Origin of the sequence: Streptomyces sp. NPDC094143, assembly GCF_040303825.1 — a bacterium.
Lineage (GTDB): Bacteria > Actinomycetota > Actinomycetes > Streptomycetales > Streptomycetaceae > Streptomyces.
Genome location: NZ_JBEOTZ010000010.1, coordinates 39,878 through 66,555, shown reverse-complemented (window position 1 = coordinate 66,555; position 26,678 = coordinate 39,878). Strand labels below are relative to the sequence as shown.

At 73.6% G+C, this 26,678-nt stretch carries 18 protein-coding genes and 1 riboswitch; of the genes, 10 read left to right on the top strand and 8 right to left on the bottom strand.

Translation table 11 applies throughout. The annotated features are described in order from the left end of the window. Nucleotides 1-58 precede the first annotated feature (58 nt). A complete protein-coding gene (locus ABTZ58_RS15500) occupies nt 59-412 on the top strand; it encodes a hypothetical protein (protein WP_351355784.1) in 354 nt (117 codons plus the stop codon). On the opposite strand, the gene ABTZ58_RS15495 is transcribed toward ABTZ58_RS15500, so the two are convergent. Both ABTZ58_RS15495 and ABTZ58_RS15490 read right to left on the bottom strand, forming a co-directional pair. Further along, entirely contained in the window at nt 390-1,334 is a 945-nt protein-coding gene (locus tag ABTZ58_RS15495; protein ID WP_351355781.1) for an SLAC1 family transporter, read from the bottom strand. The genes ABTZ58_RS15500 and ABTZ58_RS15495 overlap by 23 nt on opposite strands. Before the next feature lie 76 nt (nt 1,335-1,410). After that, a complete protein-coding gene (locus tag ABTZ58_RS15490) occupies nt 1,411-2,604 on the bottom strand; it encodes a C40 family peptidase (RefSeq protein WP_351355778.1) in 1,194 nt (397 codons plus the stop codon). Nucleotides 2,605-2,611: 7 nt separating this feature from the next. After that, nucleotides 2,612-2,785, bottom strand: a riboswitch (cyclic di-AMP (ydaO/yuaA leader). A 314-nt stretch (nt 2,786-3,099) separates the two neighbouring features. Between ABTZ58_RS15490 and pcrA the strand changes: the two genes are divergently transcribed. Further along, entirely contained in the window at nt 3,100-5,577 is a 2,478-nt protein-coding gene (gene pcrA, locus ABTZ58_RS15485; protein ID WP_351355775.1) for a DNA helicase PcrA, read from the top strand. A gap of 115 nt (nt 5,578-5,692) precedes the next feature. Here the strand turns inward: pcrA and ABTZ58_RS15480 are convergent, their stop codons facing one another. Next, entirely contained in the window at nt 5,693-7,261 is a 1,569-nt protein-coding gene (locus ABTZ58_RS15480) for a M23 family metallopeptidase (RefSeq protein WP_351355772.1), read from the bottom strand. Nucleotides 7,262-7,554: 293 nt separating this feature from the next. After that, nucleotides 7,555-8,418: an esterase/lipase family protein gene (locus ABTZ58_RS15475; protein ID WP_351355769.1), complete on the bottom strand. Its 864-nt coding sequence runs from the start codon at nt 8,416-8,418 to the stop codon at nt 7,555-7,557. 521 nt (nt 8,419-8,939) lie between these two features. Here ABTZ58_RS15475 and icmB point away from each other — a divergent pair. Continuing rightward, nucleotides 8,940-9,362 (top strand): coenzyme B12-dependent isobutyryl CoA mutase small subunit, encoded by a 423-nt coding sequence (icmB, locus tag ABTZ58_RS15470; protein WP_094054527.1) that lies wholly within the window; start codon nt 8,940-8,942, stop codon nt 9,360-9,362. A 206-nt stretch (nt 9,363-9,568) separates the two neighbouring features. Here icmB and ABTZ58_RS15465 read toward each other — a convergent pair whose 3' ends face one another. Both ABTZ58_RS15465 and ABTZ58_RS15460 read right to left on the bottom strand, forming a co-directional pair. Beyond that, nucleotides 9,569-11,230, bottom strand: a complete 1,662-nt coding sequence (locus ABTZ58_RS15465; protein WP_351355766.1) for a DUF5691 domain-containing protein — start codon at nt 11,228-11,230, stop codon at nt 9,569-9,571. Nucleotides 11,231-11,369: 139 nt separating this feature from the next. Beyond that, nucleotides 11,370-12,725, bottom strand: coding sequence for an SWIM zinc finger family protein (locus ABTZ58_RS15460; protein WP_351355763.1), 1,356 nt, complete (start codon nt 12,723-12,725; stop codon nt 11,370-11,372). Nucleotides 12,726-12,870: 145 nt separating this feature from the next. Here ABTZ58_RS15460 and ABTZ58_RS15455 point away from each other — a divergent pair, with 145 nt between their 5' ends. The 6 genes from ABTZ58_RS15455 (at nt 12,871) to sucD (ending at nt 22,358) form a co-directional block, all read left to right on the top strand. Then, nucleotides 12,871-14,001 carry an ATP-binding protein gene (locus ABTZ58_RS15455; protein WP_309094905.1) on the top strand — a complete coding sequence of 377 codons (1,131 nt, stop codon included), beginning with the start codon at nt 12,871-12,873 and terminating at the stop codon, nt 13,999-14,001. 40 nt (nt 14,002-14,041) lie between these two features. Then, the gene (locus tag ABTZ58_RS15450) at nt 14,042-16,513 is read left to right on the top strand and encodes a DUF5682 family protein (protein WP_351355760.1); all 2,472 of its coding nucleotides are present in this window, start codon (nt 14,042-14,044) and stop codon (nt 16,511-16,513) included. 139 nt (nt 16,514-16,652) lie between these two features. Beyond that, nucleotides 16,653-17,819: a VWA domain-containing protein gene (locus ABTZ58_RS15445; protein ID WP_351355757.1), complete on the top strand. Its 1,167-nt coding sequence runs from the start codon at nt 16,653-16,655 to the stop codon at nt 17,817-17,819. A gap of 375 nt (nt 17,820-18,194) precedes the next feature. Continuing rightward, entirely contained in the window at nt 18,195-19,586 is a 1,392-nt protein-coding gene (locus ABTZ58_RS15440) for a hypothetical protein (RefSeq protein WP_351355754.1), read from the top strand. A 684-nt stretch (nt 19,587-20,270) separates the two neighbouring features. Continuing rightward, nucleotides 20,271-21,452, top strand: coding sequence for an ADP-forming succinate--CoA ligase subunit beta (gene sucC, locus ABTZ58_RS15435; RefSeq protein ID WP_351355751.1), 1,182 nt, complete (start codon nt 20,271-20,273; stop codon nt 21,450-21,452). A gap of 21 nt (nt 21,453-21,473) precedes the next feature. After that, nucleotides 21,474-22,358 carry a succinate--CoA ligase subunit alpha gene (sucD, locus tag ABTZ58_RS15430; protein ID WP_309096114.1) on the top strand — a complete coding sequence of 295 codons (885 nt, stop codon included), beginning with the start codon at nt 21,474-21,476 and terminating at the stop codon, nt 22,356-22,358. Nucleotides 22,359-22,459: 101 nt separating this feature from the next. Here sucD and ABTZ58_RS15425 read toward each other — a convergent pair whose 3' ends face one another. After that, nucleotides 22,460-23,923 (bottom strand): helix-turn-helix domain-containing protein, encoded by a 1,464-nt coding sequence (locus ABTZ58_RS15425; RefSeq protein ID WP_351355749.1) that lies wholly within the window; start codon nt 23,921-23,923, stop codon nt 22,460-22,462. Nucleotides 23,924-24,019: 96 nt separating this feature from the next. On the opposite strand from ABTZ58_RS15425, the gene ABTZ58_RS15420 reads away from it, so the two are divergent. Beyond that, a complete protein-coding gene (locus tag ABTZ58_RS15420; protein WP_351355747.1) occupies nt 24,020-25,825 on the top strand; it encodes a cell division protein PerM in 1,806 nt (601 codons plus the stop codon). Nucleotides 25,826-25,852: 27 nt separating this feature from the next. On the opposite strand, the gene ABTZ58_RS15415 is transcribed toward ABTZ58_RS15420, so the two are convergent. Further along, entirely contained in the window at nt 25,853-26,632 is a 780-nt protein-coding gene (locus tag ABTZ58_RS15415; RefSeq protein ID WP_351355744.1) for a hypothetical protein, read from the bottom strand. Nucleotides 26,633-26,678 lie beyond the last annotated feature (46 nt).

Below are 26,678 nucleotides of genomic sequence, written 5' to 3'. Positions count from 1 at the left end.
GCCGGTGGCCGGTGGCCGGTGCCGGAGGCGTCGGGGCCCCTGATTAGGCTCCGGCCCCATGGACGTACTCATCCACCTCTTCGTCGGTCTCCACATCATCGGCATCGCCGCGCTCCTGGGCGGTTTCCTCACCCAGATGAAGGCGATGGGCCAGGGCACCGCCCGCTACACCCCCGCGATGCTGCACGGCGCGCTGACGATGCTGGTCACCGGGGTGATCCTGGTCGGGCTCAACCAGGCCGACGACCAGTCCGTGAACAACGTCAAGATCGGCGTGAAGCTGGCGCTGCTGATCGTGATCCTCGGTCTGGTCTACGTGAAGCGGGACGACGAGAAGGTGGACAAGGGCCTGTTCGGCCTGGTCGGGCTGCTGACCGCGGCGAACGTCTTCATCGCCGTGCTCTGGGTCTGACCCCGGCGGGCCGGGACCCGGCGCGGGCCGCGGCGGCCGTCCAGGCGGTGCACGCGAGCCACAGCGCCACCGCGAGCCACAGCAGTGCCTCCCCGACGGCGTCGAGCCAGGGGGCGTCCAGGGCTGCGGCGACGGCCGGCGCCGCGGCCGCCGTCACGGCCGCGCCGAAGACACCGGCCCAGCGGCGCACGTCGTAGCCAGGCCGGGGCCACATGAGCTCGGCGGTGAGCAGGGCGACCCAGCACACCAGGGTGAGCACCAGCAGGGCGACGGTGACCCGGCTGAGGACGGCGTGGGCGTCGTCGTTCCACAGGGAGAGGCGGCCGCTGTCGGCGCTGAGGAGCCGCGCCCCGGCCAGTGCCGAGACGGCGAGGGCGCCGCCCGCGAGCCAGTGGTCCCCGCGCCCGTCGGTCACCTCGCGCGGGGCGAAGCGGAACAGGGCGAAGCAGTACAGGATCAGCCCCAGCCAGAACAGCACCAGGGCGGCGTGGGCCGGCCAGGCCGCCGACTCGGCCGCGGCGAGCGTGGCGCCGAGCACGGCGAGCCCCTGGGTGGCCACGCAGCGCAGGAACACGGTCCCGCCGCGGCTCGGGTCCCCGTCGGCGAGCAGCAGCGTCCACAGCAGTGCCGCGAGCGCCAGCAGGGCCGCCGCGGACGTCTGCCGGCCGGCCGCCGAGAGCCCGGCGCCGAGGAGGGCGGTCGCCGCCGTGAAGGTGTGGGCGGCCGGTGCCTGCGCCCGCCACGCCGACCGCGGCAGCCGCAGCACGGCGTACGCCACGGTCCCCAGCCAGGCCGCGCAGGCCGGGACGAGGGCGATGCGGGAGAGGACCTCGTACCCCGCCGAGTCGAGACCGACCGACAGGGTGCCGGTGGTCAGCGCGTAGGTCGCCCACAAGGTGGCAAATGGGGAGGGGCCGGGCATAGCGCCGATGCTAGAGAGCGGCGCGCGGGTTGTGAGAGGGGCACGCGCGCGTGCCCCGCAAAAACGCCGAGACCCCTCAGGCCGGCCGGACCACGCTGTGGATGGCCGACTCGCCGTCGTAGTAGACCGACTCCTCGCGCACGTACGTGCCCGGCTTCGGGGCGTGGATCATCATGCCGTTGCCGATGTAGATGCCGACGTGGGTGATGTCGTCGTAGAAGAACACCAGGTCCCCGGGTTGCGCACTGGACAGGGGGACGGTGGTGCCGGCGTCGACCTGGTCGTAGGTGGTGCGCGGCAGGCTCACCCCGGCGGCCTTCCACGCGGCCTGGGTGAGGCCGGAGCAGTCGTAGGAGCCGGGGCCGACGGCGCCCCACACGTACGGCTTGCCGATCTGGGCGCGGACGAAGGCGAGCGCCTTGCCGGCCTTGGTGGCGTACGAGGAGTCGGCCGGGGCTGTGGAGGTGGAGCCGGAGGCAGTGCCCGACGGGGTGCTGTCCTGCCGCTGGGCGGCCTCTTCCCGGGCCTTCTCCCGTGCGGCCTCCTCGCTGGCCTTTTCCTGTGCGGCCTGCTCGCGGGCCAGCTCGGCGGCCCTGCGGGCGGCCTCCTGCTGCTTCTCCTTCTCGATCGCCGCGAGCCGCGCCTTCTCCTCGGCGGTCAGCTGCGACAGCAGGTCGCGGGCGGCGGCGAGCTTCCGCTGGACGGTGGCCTTGGCCGTCTTCAGGTCGCTCTGCGACTCGGTGAGCGTCCGCAGGCTGTCGGTGGCCTCCTGGCGCTTGGTCATCGTCTCGGACTGCTGTGTGACGTAGTCGTCGACCGCGCCCTTCTGGCGGCCGGTCATCCGGTCCATCAGCTGAGCCTGGTCGAAGTAGTCCTGCGGGGTGTCCGCGAACAGGAACGTGGCGGTGTCCGGGGCGGCGGCGCCGGTGCGGTACTGGGCGGCGGCGAAGGAACCCAGCCTCTCCCGCGCCTCGTTGAGCTTCTCGGTGCGCTGGGCGACGTCGTCGAGGAGGGTGTCGACGCGCTTGCGCTGCTTCGCGGTCTTCTCCTTGACCGCGTTGTACTTGTCGGTCGCCGACTCGGCCTGGCGGTACAGGTCGTCGACCTTCTTCTCGACTTCCTCCAGGCTGGGCTTGCCGTCGGCCTCGGGGGCGGCGTTGGCCGACTGGGACAGCAGGGCCACGGAGGTGAGGGCCGCCGTTGCGAGGGCGGGGGTCCGTATGCCTGCCACGCGCGTGCCCGAAGGACGCGACTTACGGTGCGACGCCAAGGGAGGCGACTCCTTCCAAAGTTCCGCCTACCGGGTTAGCTGTCGGGTTCGGGCGGGTGGTTTCGGAAGGGTTGCCCTACGGCCTTCCCAGGGAGGGAGTCGGGCCGATTCACCCCAGGTTCTCGGTGGGTCCCCGGCTCCGGCTGCCGCTGCGGCACACCGGACTCGGCGGAGGCCGCGCGGCCCGGCGACGTTCGCCGGTGGGGGTCGTGCGGCCCGGTCGCACCGTAGCCAACTCGTGTGGTCCGTGTGAAGGTTGATGGGTGATATGCCCGATACATTTTCGTGACCTTATGCCGGAGCATCGCTGAGCGTGAGGGAGTGGAGGGCTTTGGTCACGAGTCGCCCGGGAATGCGCGAGGTGTCACACGAAGTGATCACGCCAATCCATGGAGCGACGACGGGCCGGTGGCCGGTCACGGAAGGCCCAGCTCCGCGGCGATGTTCTCAGGGCGGCGGCGGGCTGTCAGTGGGGCGTCCTAGACTCGGAGAGCGATGAGCAGCCTCTTTGACGACCACTTCCTGGCGAGTCTCCAGGCCCAGCGGGGCCCCGCGGACGAGCCCCCGCCGCCACCCGAGGACGATCACGTTCCGGAGTCGATCCCGGACGATCTGTTCGGCGGGAGGTTCGACGCGCCGCCGGAGCGGGACACCCACTACCGCGACGGCGCCCCGCGCCCGGTGATCGACTCCGCCGCGCTGCTGGACGGGCTGAACGACAACCAGCGTGCCGCGGTCGTCCACTCCGGCTCCCCGCTGCTCATCGTGGCCGGCGCCGGCTCCGGCAAGACCCGCGTGCTCACGCACCGCATCGCCCACCTGCTCGCCGAGCGGGACGTCCACCCGGGCCAGATCCTCGCGATCACGTTCACCAACAAGGCCGCGGGCGAGATGAAGGAGCGCGTCGAGCAGCTCGTCGGCCCCCGCGCGAACGCGATGTGGGTCATGACGTTCCACAGCGCCTGCGTGCGCATCCTCAGGCGCGAGAGCAAGCGCCTCGGCTTCACGTCCTCCTTCTCGATCTACGACGCCGCCGACTCCAAGCGCCTGATGGCCCTGGTCTGCCGCGACCTGGACCTCGACCCCAAGCGCTTCCCGCCCAAGTCCTTCAGCGCTAAGATCAGCAACCTGAAGAACGAGCTGATCGACGAGGAGGACTTCGCCGCCCAGGCCACCGACGGCTTCGAGAAGACCCTCGCCCAGGCCTACGCCCTCTACCAGTCGCGGCTGCGCGAGGCGAACGCCCTCGACTTCGACGACCTGATCATGACGACGGTCAACCTGCTGCGCGCCTTCCCGGACGTCGCCGAGCACTACCGCCGCCGCTTCCGGCACGTCCTGGTCGACGAGTACCAGGACACCAACCACGCGCAGTACGCCCTGGTCCGTGAGCTGGTCGGCACCTCCGAGCACCCCGTGGACGTACCGCCGGAGGCCGAGGTCCCGCCCGCCGAGCTGTGCGTCGTGGGCGACGCCGACCAGTCGATCTACGCCTTCCGCGGCGCGACGATCCGCAACATCCTCCAGTTCGAGGAGGACTACCCGAACGCGACGACGATCCTGCTGGAGCAGAACTACCGCTCCACGCAGACGATCCTCAGCGCCGCCAACGCGGTCATCGAACGCAACGAGTCCCGCCGCCCCAAGAACCTGTGGACCAACGCGGGCGCGGGCGCGCTGATCACCGGCTACGTCGCCGACACCGAGCACGACGAGGCCCAGTTCGTCGCCGACGAGATAGACCGCCTCACGGACGCCGGCGAGGCGAAGGCGGGCGACGTCGCGGTCTTCTACCGCACCAACGCCCAGTCCCGTGTCTTCGAAGAGGTCTTCATCCGCGTCGGCCTGCCCTACAAGGTCGTCGGCGGCGTCCGCTTCTACGAGCGCAAGGAGGTCCGGGACGTCCTGGCCTACCTGCGCGTCCTGGCCAACCCGGAGGACTCGGTGCCGCTGCGCCGGATCCTCAACGTGCCCAAGCGGGGCATCGGCGACCGTGCCGAGGCGATGATCGACGCCCTCGCCCAGCGCGAGAAGATCAGCTTCCCGCAGGCGCTCAAGCGCGTCGACGAGGCCTACGGCATGGCCGCGCGCTCCACCAACGCCGTCAAGCGGTTCAACACGCTGATGGAGGACCTGCGCACGATCGTCGAGTCCGGCGCCGGACCGGCCACGGTGCTTGAGGCGGTCCTGGAGCGCACCGGCTATCTCGCCGAGCTGCAGGCCTCCACCGACCCGCAGGACGAGACCCGGATCGAGAACCTCCAGGAGCTCGCCGCCGTCGCCATGGAGTTCGAGCAGGAACGCGGCGAGGGCGAGCAGAGCACGCTGGCCGACTTCCTCGAACAGGTCGCGCTGGTCGCCGACTCCGACCAGATCCCCGACGAGGAGGACGGCGACGGCGTCATCACACTCATGACGCTGCACACCGCCAAGGGCCTGGAGTTCCCGGTCGTCTTCCTCACCGGCATGGAGGACGGCGTCTTCCCGCACATGCGCGCCCTCGGCCAGACCAAGGAACTGGAGGAGGAGCGGCGCCTGGCGTACGTCGGCATCACCCGCGCGCGGGAGCGGCTGTATCTGACCCGCTCCACGCTGCGCAGCGCCTGGGGCCAGCCCTCGTACAACCCGCCCTCCCGGTTCCTGGAGGAGATCCCGCCGGCCCACGTGGAGTGGAAGCGCACGGGAGCGACCGCGCCCGCGTCCTCCGGTCCCGTCTCCGCCGTGGCGGCCTCGCTGTCGTCGTCCCGCTCGCGCTCGTCCGCCTCGGGCGCGTCCGGCTTCGCCACCCGCCGCACGGCCGAGAAGCCGGTGGTGGGGCTGGCGGTCGGGGACCGGGTCACGCACGACCAGTTCGGTCTCGGGACGGTCGTGGCGGTCAAGGGCACCGGCGCGAACGCCGAGGCGACGATCGACTTCGGCGACACGAAGCCGAAGCGGCTGCTGCTGCGCTACGCGCCGGTGGAGAAGCTGTAGTCCGGTGAGCCGGGCCGGCTCGACCGCCTCAGCCGGCCCGACCGCCTGACGGCCTCCGCCGAACCGGCCGGCGGGGGCCGGCGAGGCGTTCCGCCCGCCCCGGGGCCGGACTCGGTTACGTCGGGTCGACGCCGTGGCTGCGGAGCCACGAGAGGGGGTCGATCGCCGAGCCGCCCGCGGGACGCACCTCGAAGTGCAGGTGGGGGCCGGTCGAGTTGCCGGAGTTGCCGGAGCGCGCGATGGGGTCCCCGGCCTTGACGGTCGTCCCCGAGGGGACCGTGTACGTGGAGAGGTGGCAGTACCACGTCTCCGTGCCGTCCTTCGCGGTCACGATCATCATGTTGCCGTACGCGCTGTTCCACTGGGTGCGCACAGTGCCGTCGGTCGCGGCCATCACGGTCGTGCCGTAGGAGACGGGGAAGTCGATGCCGGTGTGCAGGGACATCCAGTTGATGCCGGACTGGCCGTAGTAGGCGCTCAGCCCGTGCTGTGCGACCGGCAGGGCGAACTTCGGGCGCAGCCGCTCCTTGCGGGCCGCTTCCTCCGCCGCACGCTTGCGCTCGGCGGCCTGCTGGGCCTTGAGGTCGATGCGCTCCTGCGTACGGCTGGCCCGGTCGGCGAAGTCGTCGGCACCGGCGGCGAGGCTCTGCAACTGGGTGTCGAGCTTGTTGTTGGCCGCGGCCGGCTTCACCGGCTGCACGTCCGCCGCGGTGGTGTGCGCCTCCGCCGCGGTGTCCTCCGTGAGACCGCCGACGGAGGCGGCCGCGATCCCGGCCACGCCCATCACACACGCCGAGGGCACCGCGATGGTCATCAGCGCCGAGCGCTTGGGCGGGGTGCGGCGGCGGGAACGGGAGCCGGCACGCGAGGCCGCCCGGGAAGCGGGGGGCTCGACCTCTTCCTGGCCGTCCAGGAGCGGGGTGACGGTGGGCAGTTCGCCGGTGGCGGCCGGCTCGTGGTAGCCGGCTTCGGGGGATTCCTCGTAGGCGACCTGCTCGAACGTCGCGGTCTCTTGCTGATCGAAGGCGACCGGCTCGTGCTGCTCGAAGGTTTCGCCATGCTGCTCGTAGGCGTCCAGGGCGGGTGCGGCGGTGCCGTCGGAGTTCCACTGCGTGGCGTCGAAGGCGCCCGTGTCGAAGGTCTGCGTGCCCCATTCCCACTGCTGGGTCCGGTCGGCCGGATTCCCGGACTGGTCCGGCTGGGCCCAACTGCCGTTCTCCCACTGGCCGGTGGCGTCGGAGGGTGCGGCCTGCGGCGGGATGGCCGACAGTGGCTGCTGCTCGGTGTGCCAGGAGGCCGTGTCGTAGCCGCCGGTGTCGTAGGCGGCCTGGTGCTGGGCCGCGTACGCGTCGTAGTGCGGGTTCTCGTGCGCACCCGTGGGCCAGTGGCCGGTGTCGTACGTGCCCGTGTCCTGGCCGCTGCCCGGCATGTCGCCGAAGAGGGGGTCGGTGGCGAAGCTCGCGGTGGTGTGGCCGGTGGCGTCGAAGCCGGTGCCGGCCGAGCCGGTGGGATCAAAACCGGTGGCGGCCGAGCCGGTGGGATCAAAACCGGTGGCGGCGTAGTCGCCGTACGTGGTGAAGTCCCCGTGCTGGGCTTCCTGGGTGCCGTACGACGCGTAGTGCGCCGAGGCGGCGTCGGAAGCCGGAGCCGGGGCCATGGTCCCCGACGGGTGACGGTCGTTCACCAACTTCTCTTTCGCCTCGACAACAGGGGCTGCCAGAGCAGTGCGGCGACTGTACCCGGCGGTACGCGGGCACGACAATCTTCGGCAGGTTTCGCGCGCGCAGGAAACGGGCATTCGGCCGTGTTTCGGCGGACTGCGGGCGCAGGCTTGGCCCTGTGTTCGAGGTTTGTTCGAGGCTGTTGGGTGATGCGGGGCCGTGTGTCATCTGTATGACGAGTCCGCGCGCCGGGTGTGACGGCCACGGGCCGACTGTCGCCCGACCGTGTGGTGGGCGGCCGTCGGGCGGGCCGGTGTCAGGCCACCGTCAGGCCGCCGGCGTGGCCGGTGGACGGCTCACCCGGGCGGGCCGTGTCGAGAACCTGCCGTATCCCGTTGGCGACCGCGGGGTGTACGGGCAGGGCGAGGTGGCCGATGCCGGTGACCCGTACGTTCTGCGCCGTCAGATCGGGATGGTCGATGCAGGCCGACTCCAGCGGATCCATCACATGGTCGAGGTCGCTCCAGAAGCTCACGAAGTGCGTACGGCAGCCCGGGGCGGGCCGAGTGAGCTCCTCGAGCACCGGCGAGCCGGGGCGCATCTGGCGCACGATGGGGTGCGCGTTGGCCAGGGGCGCCACCCTGGTGCCCGAGTGCGGCGTGCCGAGGGTCACCAGGGTCCGCACGCGCGTGTCGCCGCCGAGCCGCTGCACGTAGTAACGCGCTATCAGTCCGCCAAGGCTGTGCCCGACCACATCGACCCGCTGGGCGCCGGTGCGCTCGCAGATCTCCTCGATGTGCCGGCCGAGCAACTCGGCCGCGGTGCGTATGTCGCAGGTCAGCGGCGAGTAGTTGAGGGACTCGATCTGCTGCCTGCCGTGCTGGGCGAGGCTGCGGCGCAGCAGGACGAAGACCGAGCGGTTGTCGATGAAGCCGTGCAGCAGCACCACCGGGGACTTGGCCTCCGCCGGCAGCTGGGCCGCGCCGTCGGCGGGCAGGGCCGGGGCGGGCCCGCGCCGCTCCTGCGCGATGCCGGAGGGATACAGCAGGAGGTGCCCGGCCAGAATCGCCATCTCCAGGGCGGTGGCCTTCAGGAGCGCCATGGACAGTCCCGCCGGCCGGTTCGGCAGCAGGCGCCGGCAGAACGGAAGAAGAGGCAGAGCCGCCCCGGTGACCTTCATGGCCGTCCTCCTGTCGGCACGCGGGAGGACGGCATGGCCCCCCGTGTGCACTCGTGGAAAGCAGCGGCGAAGACGGCCGACGACGACCGCGCGAGCGGGGTGAGCCGCGTGAGCTGCGGGGAGTGAGCGCGGCGTGCGGCCTGTGTGACGCCGGTGGTGAGGCGGGGTCCCCGGTCGGTGCGGTGACCTGGCTCCCCGCTGGTGCGCCGTGCGTGCCCTGCGTGCTGTGCGTGCGGTGCTTGCCCTGTGTGCCTTCGCCGACGTGACGTACCGCCGCTGTGTGTGATGGGTGGCGCGGCGGTGCGGCGGCCTCCTTGCGGCTCCCCTTGCGCTTGTCCCATCGTGTGATTTCCCCCTCGGTCGGCACCGCGAAACTGCCGGTTGCGGGATGCTGGAGATAACGTTCGTTCACTTCCCCGGGTGGTTCGGGGTGCGTCCGTGTCAGGGTGGCGTGTACGGCGTGCCGGATGTGTGCGGTACTTGTCCGTACGGATGGATGCAGTCGCTTCATGGAGGCAGTGATGGGTGTGGCAGCCGGTCCGATCCGCGTGGTGGTGGCCAAGCCGGGGCTCGACGGCCACGATCGCGGGGCCAAGGTGATCGCGCGGGCCCTGCGCGACGCCGGTATGGAGGTCATCTACACCGGCCTCCACCAGACTCCCGAGCAGATCGTCGACACGGCGATCCAGGAGGACGCCGACGCGATCGGGCTGTCCATTCTCTCCGGCGCGCACAACACCCTCTTCGCGGCGGTGATCGACCTGCTCCGGGAGCGGGACGCGGCGGACATCCTGGTCTTCGGCGGTGGGATCATCCCCGAGGCGGACATCGCCCCGCTGAAGGAGAAGGGTGTCGCGGAGATCTTCACGCCCGGTGCGACGACGCAGTCGATCGTGGACTGGGTCCGGGCGAACGTACGCCAGCCGGCTGCCTCCGGGGGCTGAGCCGGCCCGGTCGGGGCCCGGGCCGGTGTGACCGGGGCCCGGGCCGGTGTGGTCGCGAGCCGGGTGGGAGTGATCGTGCCCCGGGCCGGTGTGACCGTGCCCCGGGCCGGCTTGGTCGCGAGCCGGGTGGGGGTGATCTTGGTCCGGGCCGGTGTGGTCGCGACGCGTACTGGCGTGATCGTGGCCCGGGTTCGCGTGGTGTTCCTCTAGGCCGGGGTGCCGTTCTCCGCCGGCCCCAGTTCCTCGATCATCGCCGCGCGCAGGCGCAGGGTCGTGACCAGGCGCTGGAAGGCCTCCGCCCAGTAGCCGCCCGCTCCCGGAGACGCGTCCTCCGGCTCGTCCGGTACGGCCAGCAGGGCGTCGAGACGGCCCGACTCGGACGGGACCAGGCAGCGCTCGGCCAGCCCCATGACTCCACTGAAACTCCATGGATAACTCCCCGCGTCCCGCGCGATGTTGAGCGCGTCCACCACCGCGCGGCCGAGCGGCGGGGCCCACGGCACCGCGCACACGCCGAGCAGCTGAAAGGCTTCCGACAGGCCGTGCGTCGCGATGAAACCGGCCACCCACTCGGCCCGTTCGGCGGCGCCCAGCGTGCCGAGCAGCTTGGCCCGCTCGGCCAGGGACACCGCTCCCGGACCGCCCGCCTCCGGCGCCGAGGGCTCGCCGAGCAGCGCCCGCGCCCACTCGGCGTCCCCCTGGCGCACCGCGGCCCGGCACCACGCGGCGTGCAGCTCGCGCTGCCAGTCGTCCGCCACCGGCAGCGCCACGATCTCCCGGGGCGTCCGGCCGCCGAGCCGCCGCGACCACGTGCCGAGCGGTGCCGCCTCCACCAACTGACCGAACCACCAGGACCGCTCGCCCCGCCCGGCGGGGGCCTTCGGCACCACGCCGTCGCGCTCCATGCCCGGGTCGCACTCGTGCGGGGCCTCGACGGCGATCGTGGGGGCAGGCGTCCCCGCGCTCCGGCCGGTCCGCGTGTGGTCGATGGCCACGCACGCCGCCGCCCGGACCGCCATCCGCTCCGCGAGCGCCGAACCGGGCAGGGTCGACAGCAGTTCCGCCGCCGTGGCCCTGACGTTGCGGCTGCGGTCGTCCAGGGCCTGTTCCAGGAACGGCTCGTCGTCCGGGCCGAGACCCGTGCGCAGGGAGTCGAGGAACATCAGCCGGTCCTCGGCCCGCTCGGTCGTCCAGGTGGACGCGAGCAGCTCGCGTGCGGCGGCCGGTTCACGGGAGCGCAGGGCGGACAGGAGGGCGACCCGCTCGGCGAACAGGCCCTCCTGCCACAACCGCCGCGTGGTGTCGTCGTCCTCGGGGCGCGGCAGGGCCGCTCCACCGCCTGGGGCCGCGCGCAGGGCGAACCGCCAGTCCGGGTTCAGCCGGGCCAGCCACAGGGCCCGCGGTCCGGCGAACTCCAGCGCCGCCGGGCGCAGGTCCGTCCGCCCCCGGGCCGCGTCCAGCAGGGCCGGCAGCAGCTGCGGAGGCGGGGCGAAACCCCGGGCGTTCGCCGCCGCCAGCCACTGGGGCAGCAGCTCCATCAGGTCGGGCGCGGTACCGCGGCGGCCGCCGCCGGACGCGCCGGGCCGGTCGGCCAGCAGCATCGCCAGTCTGCGGGCGGCGGCGGCGGGCAGTGGGGGACGCCGGTCCTCCGGGGCCGGCCGCGGACGCCGCGCCGCGCGCGCCGGACGCAGACCGGCCCGCCGCCGGACGGTCTCCACGGCCGCCGCGTCCAGCAGGGCCACCGGGGCGTCCTGTCCGGGGGCGGTGCCCGGCGGGGTGCGCCGGTCGGTGCCCAGCAGCGCCGTGGTGACGAGCCCCTCCCAGGCGTCCGCGACGGGCGCGTCCACAGGAGCGGAGGTCCTGGTCATGAGCTTCCTTTCCGTGGGGCGCCCGGAGGTGGTTGAAGGCTCGCCCTTACCGGTTGTCCCGTGATGCCTGAAAGATTCGTGGATCGGTGAGAAGGGTGGGTCCGCCCGAGGCCGCGGGAGCCGGGCGTCCGCTGTCGGGTCAGCACAGGGACACGGCGTCACCCGGGCCCTCGGGCCAGGCCGTCAGCGGGGTGAAGCCCTGGTGGCCGCACTCGCCGAACACCGTGACCGGGGCGCCGCCCGAGAGGGCGACGAGCCGCCACAGGCCGGGGCGGGACCGCGCGGCGGGAGTCAGCGGCAACGCCGCGTCCTCGTCGGCGTCCGCCAGCTGCCAGGAGTCCCCGTCGGGGGCCGGGACGACCCGCCCCAGCGTCACCGGGACGGACTCCAGCCACGGGTCGTCGCGCAGGGCGTCGCCGTAACGGGCGGCCGCCTCGGAGGTCGTCACCCCGGGCGGGCGGGTCTCCGCCGGTGCCGGAGGAGCGAACTGCTCGCCCAGCGCCACCCGCAGCTGCCCGGCTCCCGGATAGGAGGCCACCTCGGCGTCCAGGGCCAGCCCCACGGGCAGCGCCAGCTCCGGGGCGCGGCCGGCGGCGCCGTAGGACAGGAGCAGCGCCGTGCGGTCCGAGTCGGCGCCGTACAGCCAGATCCGGCGGGCCGTCAGGCGCGTGTCCACCGTGTCGTACTGGGCCAGCACCAGCCAGCGGTCCCGTACCGGCTTGCCGTCCGCGGAGACCGGCAGGCCCATGCGGGAGCGGACCGTGGCGGCGAGGCCGTCCGGGAGCCGCTCGCGCCGCAGCCAGCCCTGGCCGAGCAGATGCAGCAGCGCGCACTCCTCCAGCAGCCGCACCGGCCAGCCGGGCCCCGTGGACGGGATCGCCCCCAACTCCCGCACCCGAGCGGCGAGACCCTGGGCCTGGGCGTCGACCATGCGGGCCGCCGTCTCCTCCCAGAGCCCGTACCCGGACCGCTCCGCCGACGCGAGGCCGCCGCGCAGCAGGTCCGCCAGCCGCTGCTCCAGCTCCACCGCGCCCGCCGTGACCCGCTCGGCCCGGCGCTCCGCCCGGCGCCGCGCCGCCTCCGGATCAGCCGACCCGGACGGCGCGCCCGCAGCCTCCCCGCTCCGCTTCTCCTCCGCCCGTCTGCGCCGCCCCGCCAGCCACTGCGCGGCCCACTCCGGCGCCTGTCCCCGCGGCACCGCCGCGTCGCCGCCCGCCCAGAGCAGCAGCAGCCCCAGCGCGTGCTTGCACGGGAACTTGCGGCTCGGGCAACTGCACTTGTATGCGGGCCCGGAGGCGTCCGCGATGTCGACGACCGTCTGATACGGCTTGCTCCCGCTGCCCTTGCACAGCCCCCACACCGTCCCCTCGTCGGAACTGCCCGTCTCGGACCACGGCCCCGCCGCGCCGAGTTTGCTTCCCGCTTTGCGTGATGCGGCGTCAGGCGCCAAGGCCAGCACCTGGTCCGCAGTCCAGCGCACCCCCTGCTGAGTCATGCCATCGAAGGTAGATCCCACCACTGACAATCGGGTCCGCGAGCGGCTGCGGTACTGCATTTCCGCAGGTCAGGACGGATTGTCAGTGGTGTGGTGCACCGTTGGTGGCAGATCCGAACCGGCCGAGCTGGAGGGGGCCTCAGCCATGTCTGTGTCCGTTGAACCGACGACCGTGGAGCCGAAGCGGGAGGAGCCGGCCGAGGCGTTGCGGCCGCATGCCGAGGACGCCTTCGCCGGTGAACTCGCCGCGCTCGCCGCGCAGGACGACCGCCCGCGCCCGGCCCGCTGGAAGCTGTCGCCGTGGGCCGTCGCGACCTACCTGCTCGGGGGCACGCTGCCGGACGGCACGGTGATCACGCCGAAGTACGTCGGTCCGCGCCGCATCGTCGAGGTCGCCGTCACCACCCTCGCCACCGACCGCGCCCTGCTCCTGCTCGGCGTGCCCGGTACGGCGAAGACCTGGGTGTCCGAGCACCTGGCCGCGGCGGTCAGCGGCGACTCCACGCTGCTGGTGCAGGGCACCGCCGGCACCCCGGAGGAGGCCATCCGCTACGGCTGGAACTACGCGCAGCTGCTCGCGCACGGCCCGAGCCGCGACGCCCTCGTGCCCAGCCCGGTCATGCGCGCCATGGCCGAGGGCATGACGGCGCGCGTCGAGGAGCTGACGCGCATCCCGGCCGACGTGCAGGACACGCTGATCACGATCCTGTCGGAGAAGACGCTGCCGATACCGGAGCTGGGCCAGGAGGTGCAGGCGGTCCGCGGCTTCAACCTGATCGCCACGGCCAACGACCGCGACCGCGGGGTCAACGACCTGTCCAGCGCCCTGCGCCGCCGCTTCAACACGGTGGTGCTGCCGCTGCCGGAGAGCCCCGAGGCCGAGGTCGAGATCGTCTCGCGCCGCGTCGACCAGATCGGCCGGTCCCTGGACCTGCCGGCCGCGCCCGACGGGCTCGACGAGATCCGCCGGGTCGTCACGGTCTTCCGCGAGCTGCGCGACGGGGTGACGGCCGACGGCCGGACGAAGCTGAAGTCGCCCAGCGGCACGCTGTCCACGGCCGAGGCGATCTCCGTCGTCACCAACGGCCTCGCCCTCGCCGCCCACTTCGGCGACGGCGTGCTGCGGCCGAGCGATGTCGCCGCGGGCATCCTCGGCGCGGTGGTCCGCGACCCGGCGGCCGACCGCGTGATCTGGCAGGAGTACCTGGAGACGGTGGTCCGCGAGCGCGACGGCTGGAAGGACTTCTACCGGGCCTGCCGCGAGGTGAGCGGGTGAGCGACCGGGGGCGGGGAGCGCTCGCGGGGACGGACAGGGGATGGGAGGGAACCAAGTGACGGGTGTGGAAAGGCCTGCGGGCCGGGGGACCGGGGCGGGGCCGGTGCTGCTGGGGGTGCGGCATCACGGCCCGGGTTCGGCGCGAGCCGTGCGGGCGGCGCTGGAGGAGGCCGGGCCGGACGTCGTGCTGATCGAGGGACCGCCCGAGGCGGACGCCTTGGTCCCGCTCGCCGCCGACGAGGAGATGCGGCCGCCGGTCGCCCTGCTCGCCCACGCCGTGGACGAACCCGGCCGCTCGGCGTTCTGGCCGCTGGCCGAGTTCTCCCCGGAGTGGGTCGCCCTCCGCTGGGCCCTGGAGCACGGCGTCCCGGCCCGGTTCATCGACCTGCCGGCCACGCACACACTGGCCTGGGGACAGCGCGAGGACGAGGCGGAAGCGGAGGGGGATTCCCCGCTGGACGCCGAGACGGCGCGGACGGCGGACGGTGACGGCGCCCCGGGCACCGCCCCGGGCCTCGATCCCGGTCTGGGCACCGCCCCGGGCCCCGATCCTGTTCTGGGCGCCGCCGAGGTGCGGGTCGACCCGCTCGGGGTGCTCGCCGACGCCGCCGGTTACGACGATCCGGAGCGGTGGTGGGAGGACGTCGTCGAGCACCGGGGCGCCGGCCGGGGGGACGCGCTCGCGCCGTTCACCGCGCTGGAGGAGGCCATGGCGGCGCTGCGGGAGACCTACGGCAGCGGGGGCCACGACCGGGACCTGGTCCGGGAGGCGTACATGCGGCTCCAGCTGCGTTCCGCCCAGCGGGAGTTCGGGGACGGCGTGGCCGTCGTCTGCGGCGCCTGGCACGTGCCCGCCCTGCGGCGGAAGACCACCGTCGCCGCCGACAAGGCGCTGCTCAAGGGCCTGCCCAAGGTGAAGACGGACATGACCTGGGTCCCGTGGACCCACCGCAGGCTGTCCCGGGCCAGCGGGTACGGGGCCGGCATCGACTCGCCGGGCTGGTACGGGCACCTGTTCAGCGCCCCGGACCGGCCGGTCGAGCGGTGGATGACGAAGGTGGCGGGGCTGCTGCGCGCCGAGGACCGGATCGTCTCCTCCGCGCACGTCATCGAGGCGGTGCGGCTGGCCGAGACGCTCGCCGCGATGCGCGGCCGTCCGCTGCCGGGCCTGAGCGAGTCGACCGACGCGGTGCGGGCGGTGATGTGCGAGGGCTCGGACGTGCCGCTGGCCCTGGTGCACGACCGGCTGGTCGTGGGGGACGTGCTGGGGGAGGTGCCGTCGACGGCCCCGGCGGTGCCGTTGCAGCGGGACCTCACCCGGCTGCAGCGCCGGCTGCGGTTGAAGCCGGAGGCGCTGGAGCGGGAGCTGGAGCTCGACCTGCGCAAGGAGAACGACGCCGAACGCAGCAGGCTGCTGCACCGGCTGCGGCTGCTCGGCATCGCATGGGGCGAACCGGCCGCCGCGCGGGGCGGCACGGGCACGTTCCGGGAGACCTGGCGCCTGCGCTGGGAGCCCGAGCTGTCCGTGCGGGTCGCCGAGGCGGGCGTGTGGGGGACGACCGTACTGTCCGCCGCGACCGCCAAGGCCGAGGCGGACGCCGTCGCCGCGGAGGGCCTCGCCGACGTCACCGCGCTCGCCGAGCGCTGCCTGCTGGCCGAACTGCCCGACGCGCTGCCGGCGGTGATGCGGATCCTCGCCGACCGGGCGGCCCTCGACTCGGACGTCGGCCATCTCGCCCAGGCGCTGCCCGCCCTGGTCCGCTCCCTGCGCTACGGCGACGTCCGCGGCACCGACACCGGCGCCCTCGGCGAGGTCGCCGCGGGGCTGGCCGAGCGGGTCTTCGTCGGCCTGCCCCCGGCCTGCGCCGCGCTCGACGCCGACGCGGCGGAGGAGATGCGGCGTCATGTGGACGCGGTGCACGGGGCCGTCGGCCTCCTGGGCGACGCGCCGGCAGCGGGAAGCGGTCACCTCAGAGCGCGCTGGCGGTCGGTGCTGCGGGTGCTGTCCGGGCGGGACACCGTGCCGGGGGTGATCCGGGGGCGGGCCGTGCGGCTGCTGCTGGACGACGGGGAGCTGGCACAGGAGGAGGCGGCTCGGCTCATGGGACTCGTCCTGTCGCCGGGCACCCCGCCCGCGGACGCGGCCGCCTGGATCGAGGGCTTCGTCGGCGGAGGCTCCGGCGGCGGCATGCTCCTGGTGCACGACGAGCGGCTGCTCGGGCTGGTCGACGCGTGGCTGACCGGGGTGCCGGCGGAGGCGTTCACGGACGTGCTGCCCCTGCTGCGGCGGACGTTCTCGGCGTACGAACCCGGGGTGCGCCGGACCCTCGGCGAACTGGTCCGGCGCGGACCGGCCTCCGGGAGCGGTGCGGCGGCCGCCGGCTCCGCGCTCCCCGGCTTCGCGCCGGAACTCGACACGGCGCGCGCGGACGCCGTGCTGCCCGTGGTGCGGCTGCTGCTCGGACTCGACGACATGAACACACGGAACGACCTGGTGGGGGTGGAGGGATGACGACCGACGGACTGCGAGCGCCGACGCCGAGGACGGCGGAGGCGGACACCGTCAGGAAGGGACCAGGGGCGGACGGCCGGCCCAGGACGACCGTGCCGGTGATCCCGCTGTGGGAACGGTCGCGCGGGGGAGGACACGGATGACGGCCGAGATGACGGACCCGGCGCGGGAGCGGCTGCGGCGCTGGCGGCTCGTGCTCGGGGGAGACGCGGCGGACGGCACCGGATGCGCGCTGTCCGGGCAGGACGCGGCGATGGACGGCGCGCTCACCGCCCTCTACGGCAGGAAGGACGGCAAGGCGCAGGGCGGCCGGGACCGTTCGGCGGGGCTCGGGGCGTCGGCGCCGTCCGTGGCGCGCTGGCTCGGCGACATCCGGACGTACTTCCCGTCCTCCGTCGTCCAGGTCATGCAGCGCGACGCCATCGACCGGCTCGGTCTCGCCGCGCTCCTGCTGGAGCCGGAGATGCTGGAGGCGGTGGAGGCCGACGTGCACCTGGTCGGCACGCTGCTGTCGCTCAACAAGGCGATGCCCGAGACCACGAAGGAGACGGCACGGGCCGTCGTGCGCAAGGTCGTCGACGACCTGGAGAAGCGGCTCGCCACCCGCACCCGGGCCACCCTCACCGGCGCGCTCGACCGCAGCGCCCGGATCAGCCGGCCGCGCCACCACGACATCGACTGGAACCGCACGATCGCGGCCAACCTCAAGCACTACCTGCCCGAGTACCGGACGATCGTGCCGGAGCGGCTCATCGGCTACGGGCGGGCGACGCAGTCCACGAAGAAGGAGGTCATCCTCTGTATCGATCAGTCGGGATCCATGGCGGCGTCGGTCGTGTACGCATCGGTGTTCGGAGCGGTGCTCGCCTCGATGCGGACGATCTCCACGCGACTCGTCGTCTTCGACACGGCGGTCGTCGATCTGACGGATCAACTCGACGACCCGGTGGACGTGTTGTTCGGCACGCAGCTGGGCGGCGGCACGGACATCAACCGGGCCCTCGCCTACTGCCAGTCGCAGATCACCCGGCCGGCGGAGACCGTGGTCGTACTGATCAGTGACCTCTACGAAGGGGGCATCCGCAACGAGATGCTCAAGCGGGTCTCGGCGATGAAGGCGTCGGGGGTGCAGTTCGTGACGCTGCTGGCGCTCTCGGACGAGGGCGCACCGGCGTACGACCGGGAACACGCGGCCGCGCTGGCGGCGTTGGGGGCACCGGCGTTCGCCTGTACGCCCGATCTGTTCCCGGAGGTGATGGCGGCGGCGATCGAGAAGCGGCCGCTGCCGATACCGGACGCGGCGTGACGGTGGACGGGGCCTGACGGGGCGCGGGGCTTGTTGGGGCGCGGGGCATGACGGAGGGCGGGGCCGGAGTCGGCCCGGCCCCGGCCGGTTGCCGGCGCCCGTGTCGGCATCGGTGTTGGCGTCGGGGCCGGTGTCGTGACAGTTGGCCGGATGGCGACACGTCGACGCATCGTCGCCCGACTTGGGCCGGTAAACCGGACATGGCGGTCCATCGGCCGGCGAGGGCTTGCGCAACCTCCGCACTCCCGTGCGAGGATCGGCGCCTGCTCGGCGGGGTGTCGCGCTGTATCGGGCGGCACCGCGTTGTGCCGACTCATTGCCCGTGACGCGTGATGCGTTCCGCGCCTGTTCCGTCGCACGGAGGAACTCTCCCTCTTGACCTGGTCAGCAGCCCTGTCCGGTGCCGCGTCGCGCGTCCTGCGCACGGCGGCCGGACGGCGTGCGCTGCAAGTGGCGCTGCTGGTGGGTGGGTTGCTGGTGATCGGGCTGCTGTGCGGGGAGCGGGCCGATGCGGCGGACGGTGCCGTTTGGCGGGCCGGCGGTGAACAGAGCCTCCTGGTGCGGGAGGACGTGCATGCTGCGGCGGCGCGGGGGGCTCGGCTCGTGACCGGGGGTGGGGGCGCGCAGGGGGCGAGGGCTGCCGGGGAGCGGTGGGGGCTGGTGGGCTCGTCCGCGTCCTCGACGGTGCGGGAGGCGCCGGTGGACGTGGAGTCCTCTGCGACGCCGAACAGGCTTGAGCCGCCGGTGGAACCGACACTGCCGGGCGTACAGCCGGTCTCCGAGTCGCCGGGGCAGCCCGGCTCTCCGGCCGTGTCGGCCGTGTCGGCCGTGTCGGCCATGTCGGCCGTGTCGGCCGTGTCAGAGCTTTCGAGGCGCTCCGAGCCTCCAGCTCTGCCGTCCGCCCCCGAGCTCCCGGGGCGCTCCGAGTTGCCTGCCCTTCCCACGCTGCCGGTCGAGCCGACCCTGCCCGCCGTATCGACCCTGCCCGCCCTCCCCGGCTCGTCGCCGCTGCCGGGGCAGCCGGACCTGCCCGATCTGCCGACCCTGCCCAATCCGTCGACACTGCCTGACGTGCCGGCCCTGCCCGCGCCGCTGCCGACCCTGCCCAATCTGCCAGCTCTGCCCGCGCCGCTGCCGACCCTGCCCAATCTGCCAGCTCTGCCCGCACCGCTGCCGACCCTGCCCAATCTGCCAGCTCTGCCCGCGCCGCTGCCGACCCTGCCCAACTCGCCCGGTGGTGGCATCGTCCTCCCGGGAGCGCCCGGCTTCCCCGTGTCCCCTGGTCTTCCCGAGGGCCCCGGCGGCCCCGTCCTCCCCGGGCAACTCCTCCCCGCGCCGGTCACGGCGACCCCGCAACCGGGCCATGCGGTCGTGCCCTCGGCCGACGTACCCGCCTCCGTCGGGCGGGCAGCCACAACGGCGTCGAGCCGCCCCGGCGGCCACCGCGCCGTCCGGACGACCCTCGTGAACCACCACCCCGTGTACCCCGGGCTCTGCGGGCACCACCCGGGGCATGCCGACGACCGTGCCCCGTCAGACGCCCGCGCCGGGCACGCTCCGGCCGACGAGGCCCCCGCTGACCGGCCCGACGGCACGCTCGGCAACCGTTCCTCGGCCGACAACGGCACCCCGCGGCACGGCGGCGACCTGCACGCCGTCACGCTGAGCCGGGGGGTCCCGCCGCGTCTGGTGCCCGGTACCGCGGCCCGCGGTGAGGCGGCCGGTACGCGGGGCGGACATCGGGACGTCCCGCTCTTCCCCGGCTAGTCCGCCGGGCCCACGCCCCCTCCCTTTTCGGCCGCTCAGCTTCCCGTCTTCGCTCCGCCTGCGGGTCGCTCCGCCTGCGGGTCGCTCCGCCCGCACGCCGCACGCCGCACGCCGCACGGACAGGAAAGCCGGGAGATCACGCCCCGGTCGCGAGCCCGGGGCGCCACGCCACAGCCGGATCGTGCGACCAGCGTGCGTCGAAGCTCCACACCCACCGACCCCAAGACCCCCACGAGACATCCCCCGGCCGGTCGAAAGCCGTCGGCCCCCGGGGGCCGAGGTCTCGTGGGCAGGGCCCGTCGTACCCCATCGGGGTGGGGAAACGACCGGCCCGCACCCCGGGGAACCGGGGGTCCGACCAGGCCCTCCGTGCTCCCCCGGCGGTGTCGCGCGGGCCTCACCGGGTCAACCCCAGCCCGGTGAGGCCCCCACCCACGCGTCACCCGCTCCTCACACCCGGCACGCCGTGCCAGAGAGGGCGGCATCATGTGACAGGTATCACCGCTCAGGTGTGACCCTCGATTTAGAGGCCTCCCGGAAGCAGCGATAACCTGCGAGACGGACATGCCGCGCGCTCGGACACCGTGTGCGCCTCCCTTGTGACAGACAGCGGACGTCACGTTGCCCTCGCGGCACGCCCACGCAGACAACGAACCGCGAGATCACTGATAGGGACGGAAGCGCGTGGACCTGTTCGAGTACCAGGCGAGGGACCTCTTCGCCAAGCACGATGTACCGGTGCTGGCCGGTGAAGTCATCGACACGCCTGAGGCGGCCCGCGCAGCCACCGAGCGCCTCGGTGGCAAGTCCGTCGTCAAGGCCCAGGTGAAGGTCGGCGGCCGCGGCAAGGCCGGTGGCGTCAAGCTCGCCGCCACTCCCGACGAGGCGGTCGAGCACGCGACCAACATCCTCGGCATGGACATCAAGGGCCACACGGTCCACAAGGTGATGATCGCCGAGACGGCCCCGGAGATCGTGGAGGAGTACTACGTCTCCTTCCTCCTGGACCGTGCCAACCGCACCTTCCTCTCCATCGCGTCCGTCGAGGGCGGCATGGAGATCGAGGAGGTGGCGGCCACCCGCCCCGAGGCCGTCGCCAAGACGCCGATCGACGCCAACGAGGGCGTGACCGAGGAGAAGGCCCGCGAGATCGTCGCGGCCGCCAAGTTCCCGGCCGAGGTCGCCGACAAGGTCGTCAACGTCCTGGTCAAGCTGTGGGAGACCTTCATCAAGGAGGACGCCCTCCTGGTCGAGGTCAACCCGCTGGCCAAGGTCGCCTCCGGTGACGTCATCGCCCTGGACGGCAAGGTCTCCCTGGACGAGAACGCCGAGTTCCGCCAGCCGGAGCACGAGGCCCTCCAGGACAAGGACGCGGCCAACCCGCTCGAGGCCGCCGCCAAGGCCAAGAACCTCAACTACGTCAAGCTCGACGGCGAGGTCGGCATCATCGGCAACGGCGCGGGTCTCGTCATGAGCACCCTGGATGTCGTCGCCTACGCCGGTGAGAAGCACGGTGGGGTCAAGCCCGCCAACTTCCTCGACATCGGTGGCGGCGCCTCCGCCGCCGTCATGGCCAACGGCCTGGAGATCATCCTCGGCGACCCGGACGTCAAGTCCGTGTTCGTCAACGTCTTCGGCGGCATCACCGCGTGCGACGAGGTCGCCAACGGCATCGTCCAGGCGCTGCAGCTGCTCAAGGACAAGGGCGAGGACGTCACCAAGCCGCTCGTCGTCCGGCTGGACGGCAACAACGCCGAGCTGGGTCGCAAGATCCTCTCCGACGCCAACCACCCGCTGGTCCAGCGCGTGGACACCATGGACGGCGCGGCCGACAAGGCCGCCGAGCTCGCGGCTGCTGCGAAGTAAGGGACGAGGGACTACACAGCCATGGCTATCTTCCTCAACAAGGACAGCAAGGTCATCGTCCAGGGCATGACCGGTGCCACGGGCATGAAGCACACCAAGCTCATGCTGGCCGACGGCACGAACATCGTCGGTGGCGTGAACCCGCGCAAGGCCGGCACGACCGTCGACGTCGACGGCACGGAGATCCCGGTCTTCGGCACCGTCGCCGAGGCGATCGAGAAGACGGGCGCGAACGTGTCCGTCCTCTTCGTCCCGCCGGCCTTCGCCAAGGCCGCCGTCGTCGAGGCCATCGACGCCGAGATCCCGCTCGCGGTTGTCATCACCGAGGGCATCGCCGTCCACGACTCGGCCGCGTTCTACGCCTACGCCGTGTCCAAGGGCAACAAGACCCGGATCATCGGCCCGAACTGCCCCGGTCTCATCACCCCGGGCCAGTCCAACGCCGGCATCATCCCGGGCGACATCACCAAGCCGGGCCGCATCGGCCTGGTCTCGAAGTCCGGCACGCTGACGTACCAGATGATGTACGAGCTGCGGGACATCGGCTTCTCCTCCGCCGTCGGCATCGGTGGCGACCCGGTCATCGGCACCACGCACATCGACGCCCTGGCCGCGTTCGAGGCCGACCCCGACACCGACCTGATCGTCATGATCGGTGAGATCGGCGGCGACGCCGAGGAACGGGCCGCGGCCTTCATCAAGGAGAACGTGACCAAGCCGGTCGTCGGCTACGTCGCGGGCTTCACCGCGCCCGAGGGCAAGACCATGGGCCACGCCGGCGCCATCGTCTCCGGCTCCTCCGGCACGGCCGCCGCGAAGAAGGAGGCCCTCGAGGCCGCCGGCGTCAAGGTCGGCAAGACGCCGACCGAGACGGCCAAGCTGGCGCGCGAGATCCTCGCCGGCTGACACCATCCCCGGCTCCGGCCGACGGTGGGCCCGCCCCCTCAGGGGGCGGGCCCACCGCCGTTCGTGGCCTTCGGCGCCGCTGCCTGTCGTGCGCCGGTCCGTCAGCGTGGCTGTGGCAGCAACCGCTCCGGCCCCTTCTGCGTCTGCTCGCGCAGCTTCGCCCGCAGGTCGCGCTCCGACTCCGACAGCGGCCCGGGAGCGACCGGGGGAGGAACGTCCTGGACGGTCTCGCCCTGCGGCACGGGCGGCTCGTAGTGGGTGGGTGCGGTGCGCAGGGTGAGGGCCGTGGTGCCGATCAGGGTGAGGGTGAAGGCGATGGCGGCCCGGGTCCAGAAACGGGCCCGGCGTTCCCCGTCCCTGCGCACGACCTGAGGCTTGGCGGCCCGCAGCCGCTCGGTGGAGGCGAGCTCGACCAGCCGCCAGTGCAGCGTCTCCGGGTCCGCCAGCTCCGGCAGCCGTTCGGCGACCGCCTCCCGCGCGTGCACCAGCCGGTTCACGGCCGCGCGGGTGCTGGCCTCCGTCTCCGCCGCCGTCTCGGGCAGGCCGAGCCCCACGCCGTCGTGGAGCAGGAGCGTGCGGCGGTAGGACGGCGGGAGCTGCAGCAGGGTGTCCATCAGCGCGCGGTCGAGCGCGTCCGAGGGCGGCGGCTCGGGGTGGCGGTAGCGGAGGCGGAAGCGCTGCCAGGGGGAGAGCGCGCACTCGTACGCCATCGCGCGCACCCAGCTCGCCGGGTCACGGTCCCGGGCCACCTCGGGCCAGCGCTGCCAGGCGATCTGGAACGCCCGTTCGACCGACTCCCGGGCCAGCTCACGGCTCCCGGTCAGCAGATAGGTCTGCCGGACGAGGGCGGGGGCGCAGAAGGCGTAGAGCGCGTCGAAGGCCTGGTCGGGGGTGAGCGCGTCGGTGGCGTCGTCCGGCAGGTAGGTCCGCGTCGGGCGGACGACAGGGGCGGGCCACCGGTCGAAAACCGGCACACGGCCTCGATCAGGGACCGGCACACGCCGCTGATCGTGAACCGGTCCGGGTCCCCGGTGGCCGCGGTCGGTGGCGGGCGAGTGGGGCCGTTCGTGGGCGGGGCCGCGGGAACGGTCCGCGGCCGGGGCGCGGCCACGGCCCGGGTCGTTCGCAGTGGCGCGCCGCCTGTCCTTCGCGGAGCCCCGGCCCCGGTCGGTCCCGGACCCGGACCCGGCGGTCACGGTCGCCGAAGTCGCCGAAGTCGCGGTCGCCGCGGTGGCGCGCTTGCGGCCCAAGGCGGAGGCCCGGCCGCGCCCGCGCGACGGGGCCGCCCGAGTGAGGTCATCCGCCTGAACCGCGTCCACCGTGCGTGACTCCCGGGCCGTCTGAGGAGACGTCACTCCGGCCTCTTCACCCAGCGAGTTCAGCACCCTCGCGTACTTCTCCCCTTTCCGGCCGCGGGGTGTCGAACGGCCCGTCTCCCAGCCGCGCACCGTCTCGCTGGTCACGCCCACCCGGGAGGCCAGTTGAGCCCGGGTCAGCGAGGCGGCCTCACGCAGGCGTCGGCGCTCCTTCGGCGGGGGGAGCGGCATGGCAGGGCTCTGTGTCACAGCACGCCCCTCCGTGCAGAAAAGTACATAAACGTATATTGAGCGACACAACGGGGGTTCGCCTGTTACGACGGGAAAGCGCGTGTCGTTGGGAGCATGGCGGGCGTGACCGAGATGACCGCTCGCCGACGTCCGTCGTCACCCCTGCTCACCCGGATGCGCGACCGTTCGCCCGGACTGGTCGGCGGCCTGGTGGGTGGTGCGGTCGCGGCGGGTCTGGGACTCGCGTCGTTCGCCGTGCTCGTGACGCTGCTGTGGATCAGCTCGCCGTACCCGGACAGCGGACCCGGCGGCGCGCTGCACGTCGCCGCGGCCCTGTGGCTGCTGGCCCACGGAGTCGAACTGGTCCGTGCCGACACGCTCTCCGGCGGCGCCGCCCCCATGGGCGTCCCGCCGCTGCTGCTGCTCGCCGTGCCCGTGTACCTGCTGCACCGCGCGGCGCGGGACGCCACGGACGGCGGGGCGGGGGGCGGGGACGACGCCGACGACGAGTACGGCGTCATCGAGGTGGGCGCCGAACCTCCCCAGGTCCCGGCCCGCACGGCTTGGACGGGTGTCGTCCTCGGCTACCTCGCCGTGGCCGTGCCGGCCGCCCTGTACGCGGCCGGCGGTGTGCTGCGGCCCTCGTGGGTGTCGGCGGGGGTGTGCGTACCGGTCGTGGCCGTCGTGGCGACGGGGCTCGGGGTGTGGTCGGCGCACGGCCGTCCGGGCGGGCCGCTGCGGCGGTCGCTCGGGGTGCTGCCCGGGGGAGTACGGCCGCTGGTGCTCGACCCGGACGGACGCCCGGGGGTCGCCGCCCGGGCCGCGGCGGCCGGGCTGGCCGTGCTGCTCGGGGGCGGGGCCCTGCTGGTGGCGGTGTCCCTGGCCGGGCACGGGGCCGCGGCCCAGTCGTCGTTGCTCCGGCTGACCGAGGGGTGGTCGGGGCGGTTCGCGGTGCTGCTGCTGTGCGTGGCCTTGGTGCCGAACGCGGCGGTGTGGGGTGCCGCGTACGCCCTCGGGCCCGGGTTCGCCCTCGGCGCCGGGCATGCCGTCGGGCCCTTGTCCTCCGCGCCGGCACCGTTCCTGCCGCCGTTTCCGCTGCTGGCGGCGGTGCCGGAGGCGGGGGCGGGGACACCGGTGCACTGGGCGGCCGGGACGGTGCCGTTGGTCGCCGGGGTGATGGTGGGCAGGTGGGTGGCGAAGGCGGCGGTCGCCGCGGCGCGGGGCGGGACGAGGCCGGGTGGGCGGCCGGGCGTGGTCTGGTCGGCGGGGCGCACCGCCCGTGCGGCCGGCCTGGCGGCCGTGTTGTGCGCCGCCGTGCTGGCGGGGCTCGCCGCGCTGGCGGGCGGGCCGCTCGGGGTGTCCGTGCTAACCCGTTTCGGCCCGGTGTGGTGGCAGGTCGGCGCGGCGGCACTGGCCTGGCTGGCGCTGGTGGCGATCCCGACGGCACTGGCCGTACGGTCCCGGCGGTGCCGGCCGCCGCGCGACGACGAGCCGCGGATGGGCGGGGAGCGGGACGAAACGGCCGAGGACGACCGGGGCCACCGGGGCGGACGGCTGTGGAGGGGGCGCGGGGCCGGGCGCCGTCGCCCACGCCGGGCCGGCACCGCCAGGGGAGCCGCGGACGCGGGAAGCGCCGACGGCGCGGAAGAGGCCTGGGGCGACGACGAGGACCTGGGCGCGATCTGGGCAGCCGGGGCACCCGACGGCCCGGACAGCACCTCCCCGGACGAGAACTGGCCGACGCCGTGGGCGGCCGGACCCCCACCCGAGCGCGCCGGCTTCGGCGCGGGCGCGGGGGACAGCGGCCGAGCCCCCGAGCGCGACCCCGCGGCCCCCGGCCGCCGAGGTCAAGGCCACGGCGGCGCCTTCACGTCCGTCGAGTCCTACGGCTTCCCACCGCCCGAGTCGGAGACCTCCTGAGGTCCCGGCCGGGTCGGGGCGGCGCTGTCAGCCGTCCGTGTCCAGCACTCCGCGCAGCTGGTCCGGCAGCAGCTCGGAGCAGGACTGCTTCGCCTCGTTGGTCAGGGCGTCATTGGTGCACGTGTAGTAGTCGCGGTAGACCAGCTGGGCCGCGAAGGACGCGGCGACCAGCACGATGGCCAGGGACGCCGTCACCAGGCCGCTCACCGCCGCCGTCGTCTGCGGACGGCCCTGCTGCTCCGGGGCCGGGGAGTCCGGGTCGGACCTGCGGGGCTTGGCGCGCAGGGAGCTGATGGCCCAGTACAGGGCCAGCGCGCCGAGCAGCAGCGCCACGTACGGCCAGCTGAACAGGGCGAAGAAGAACGCCCACATGCCCGACAGCAGGGCGAAGCGCGCGCGGCGCTGGGCCGGGTCCGTCGGGTCCCAGCGCATGTTCGGGCCGCCACCCTGGGGGCCGCCCGGGCCCTCGGGGCCACCGCGCGGGCGTTCGCCGAAGCCACCGGGGGAGCGGCCGGGCTGCCGGTCGCTCCACTGACTGCCCCACGGCGAACGGTCACGCCCTCCGTCGTCCCGCGCCTCGTCCCCGGAGGGGCGCCGCGGCTGCCAGGGCCGGTCCGGCGTGCCCTCGGGCGGCGGGGCGAAGGGGTTGTCCTCCTGGGATCCGCGCTCCCGGCCGCCCCGGTCGCCGCCGTCCGACGGCGCCTCGGGCGGTGAGCCGGGGCGCTCCCGCAGCAGCACGGCGCCGCGCTCCCCTCCCTGTGGCGACAGCTGGGGGAACGTGAGGAGTCGCAGGCTGCGGTCCGGCATCAAGTGAGCGTCTTCCCGTGGGTGAGTAGGACTGGCTGGACGGGAC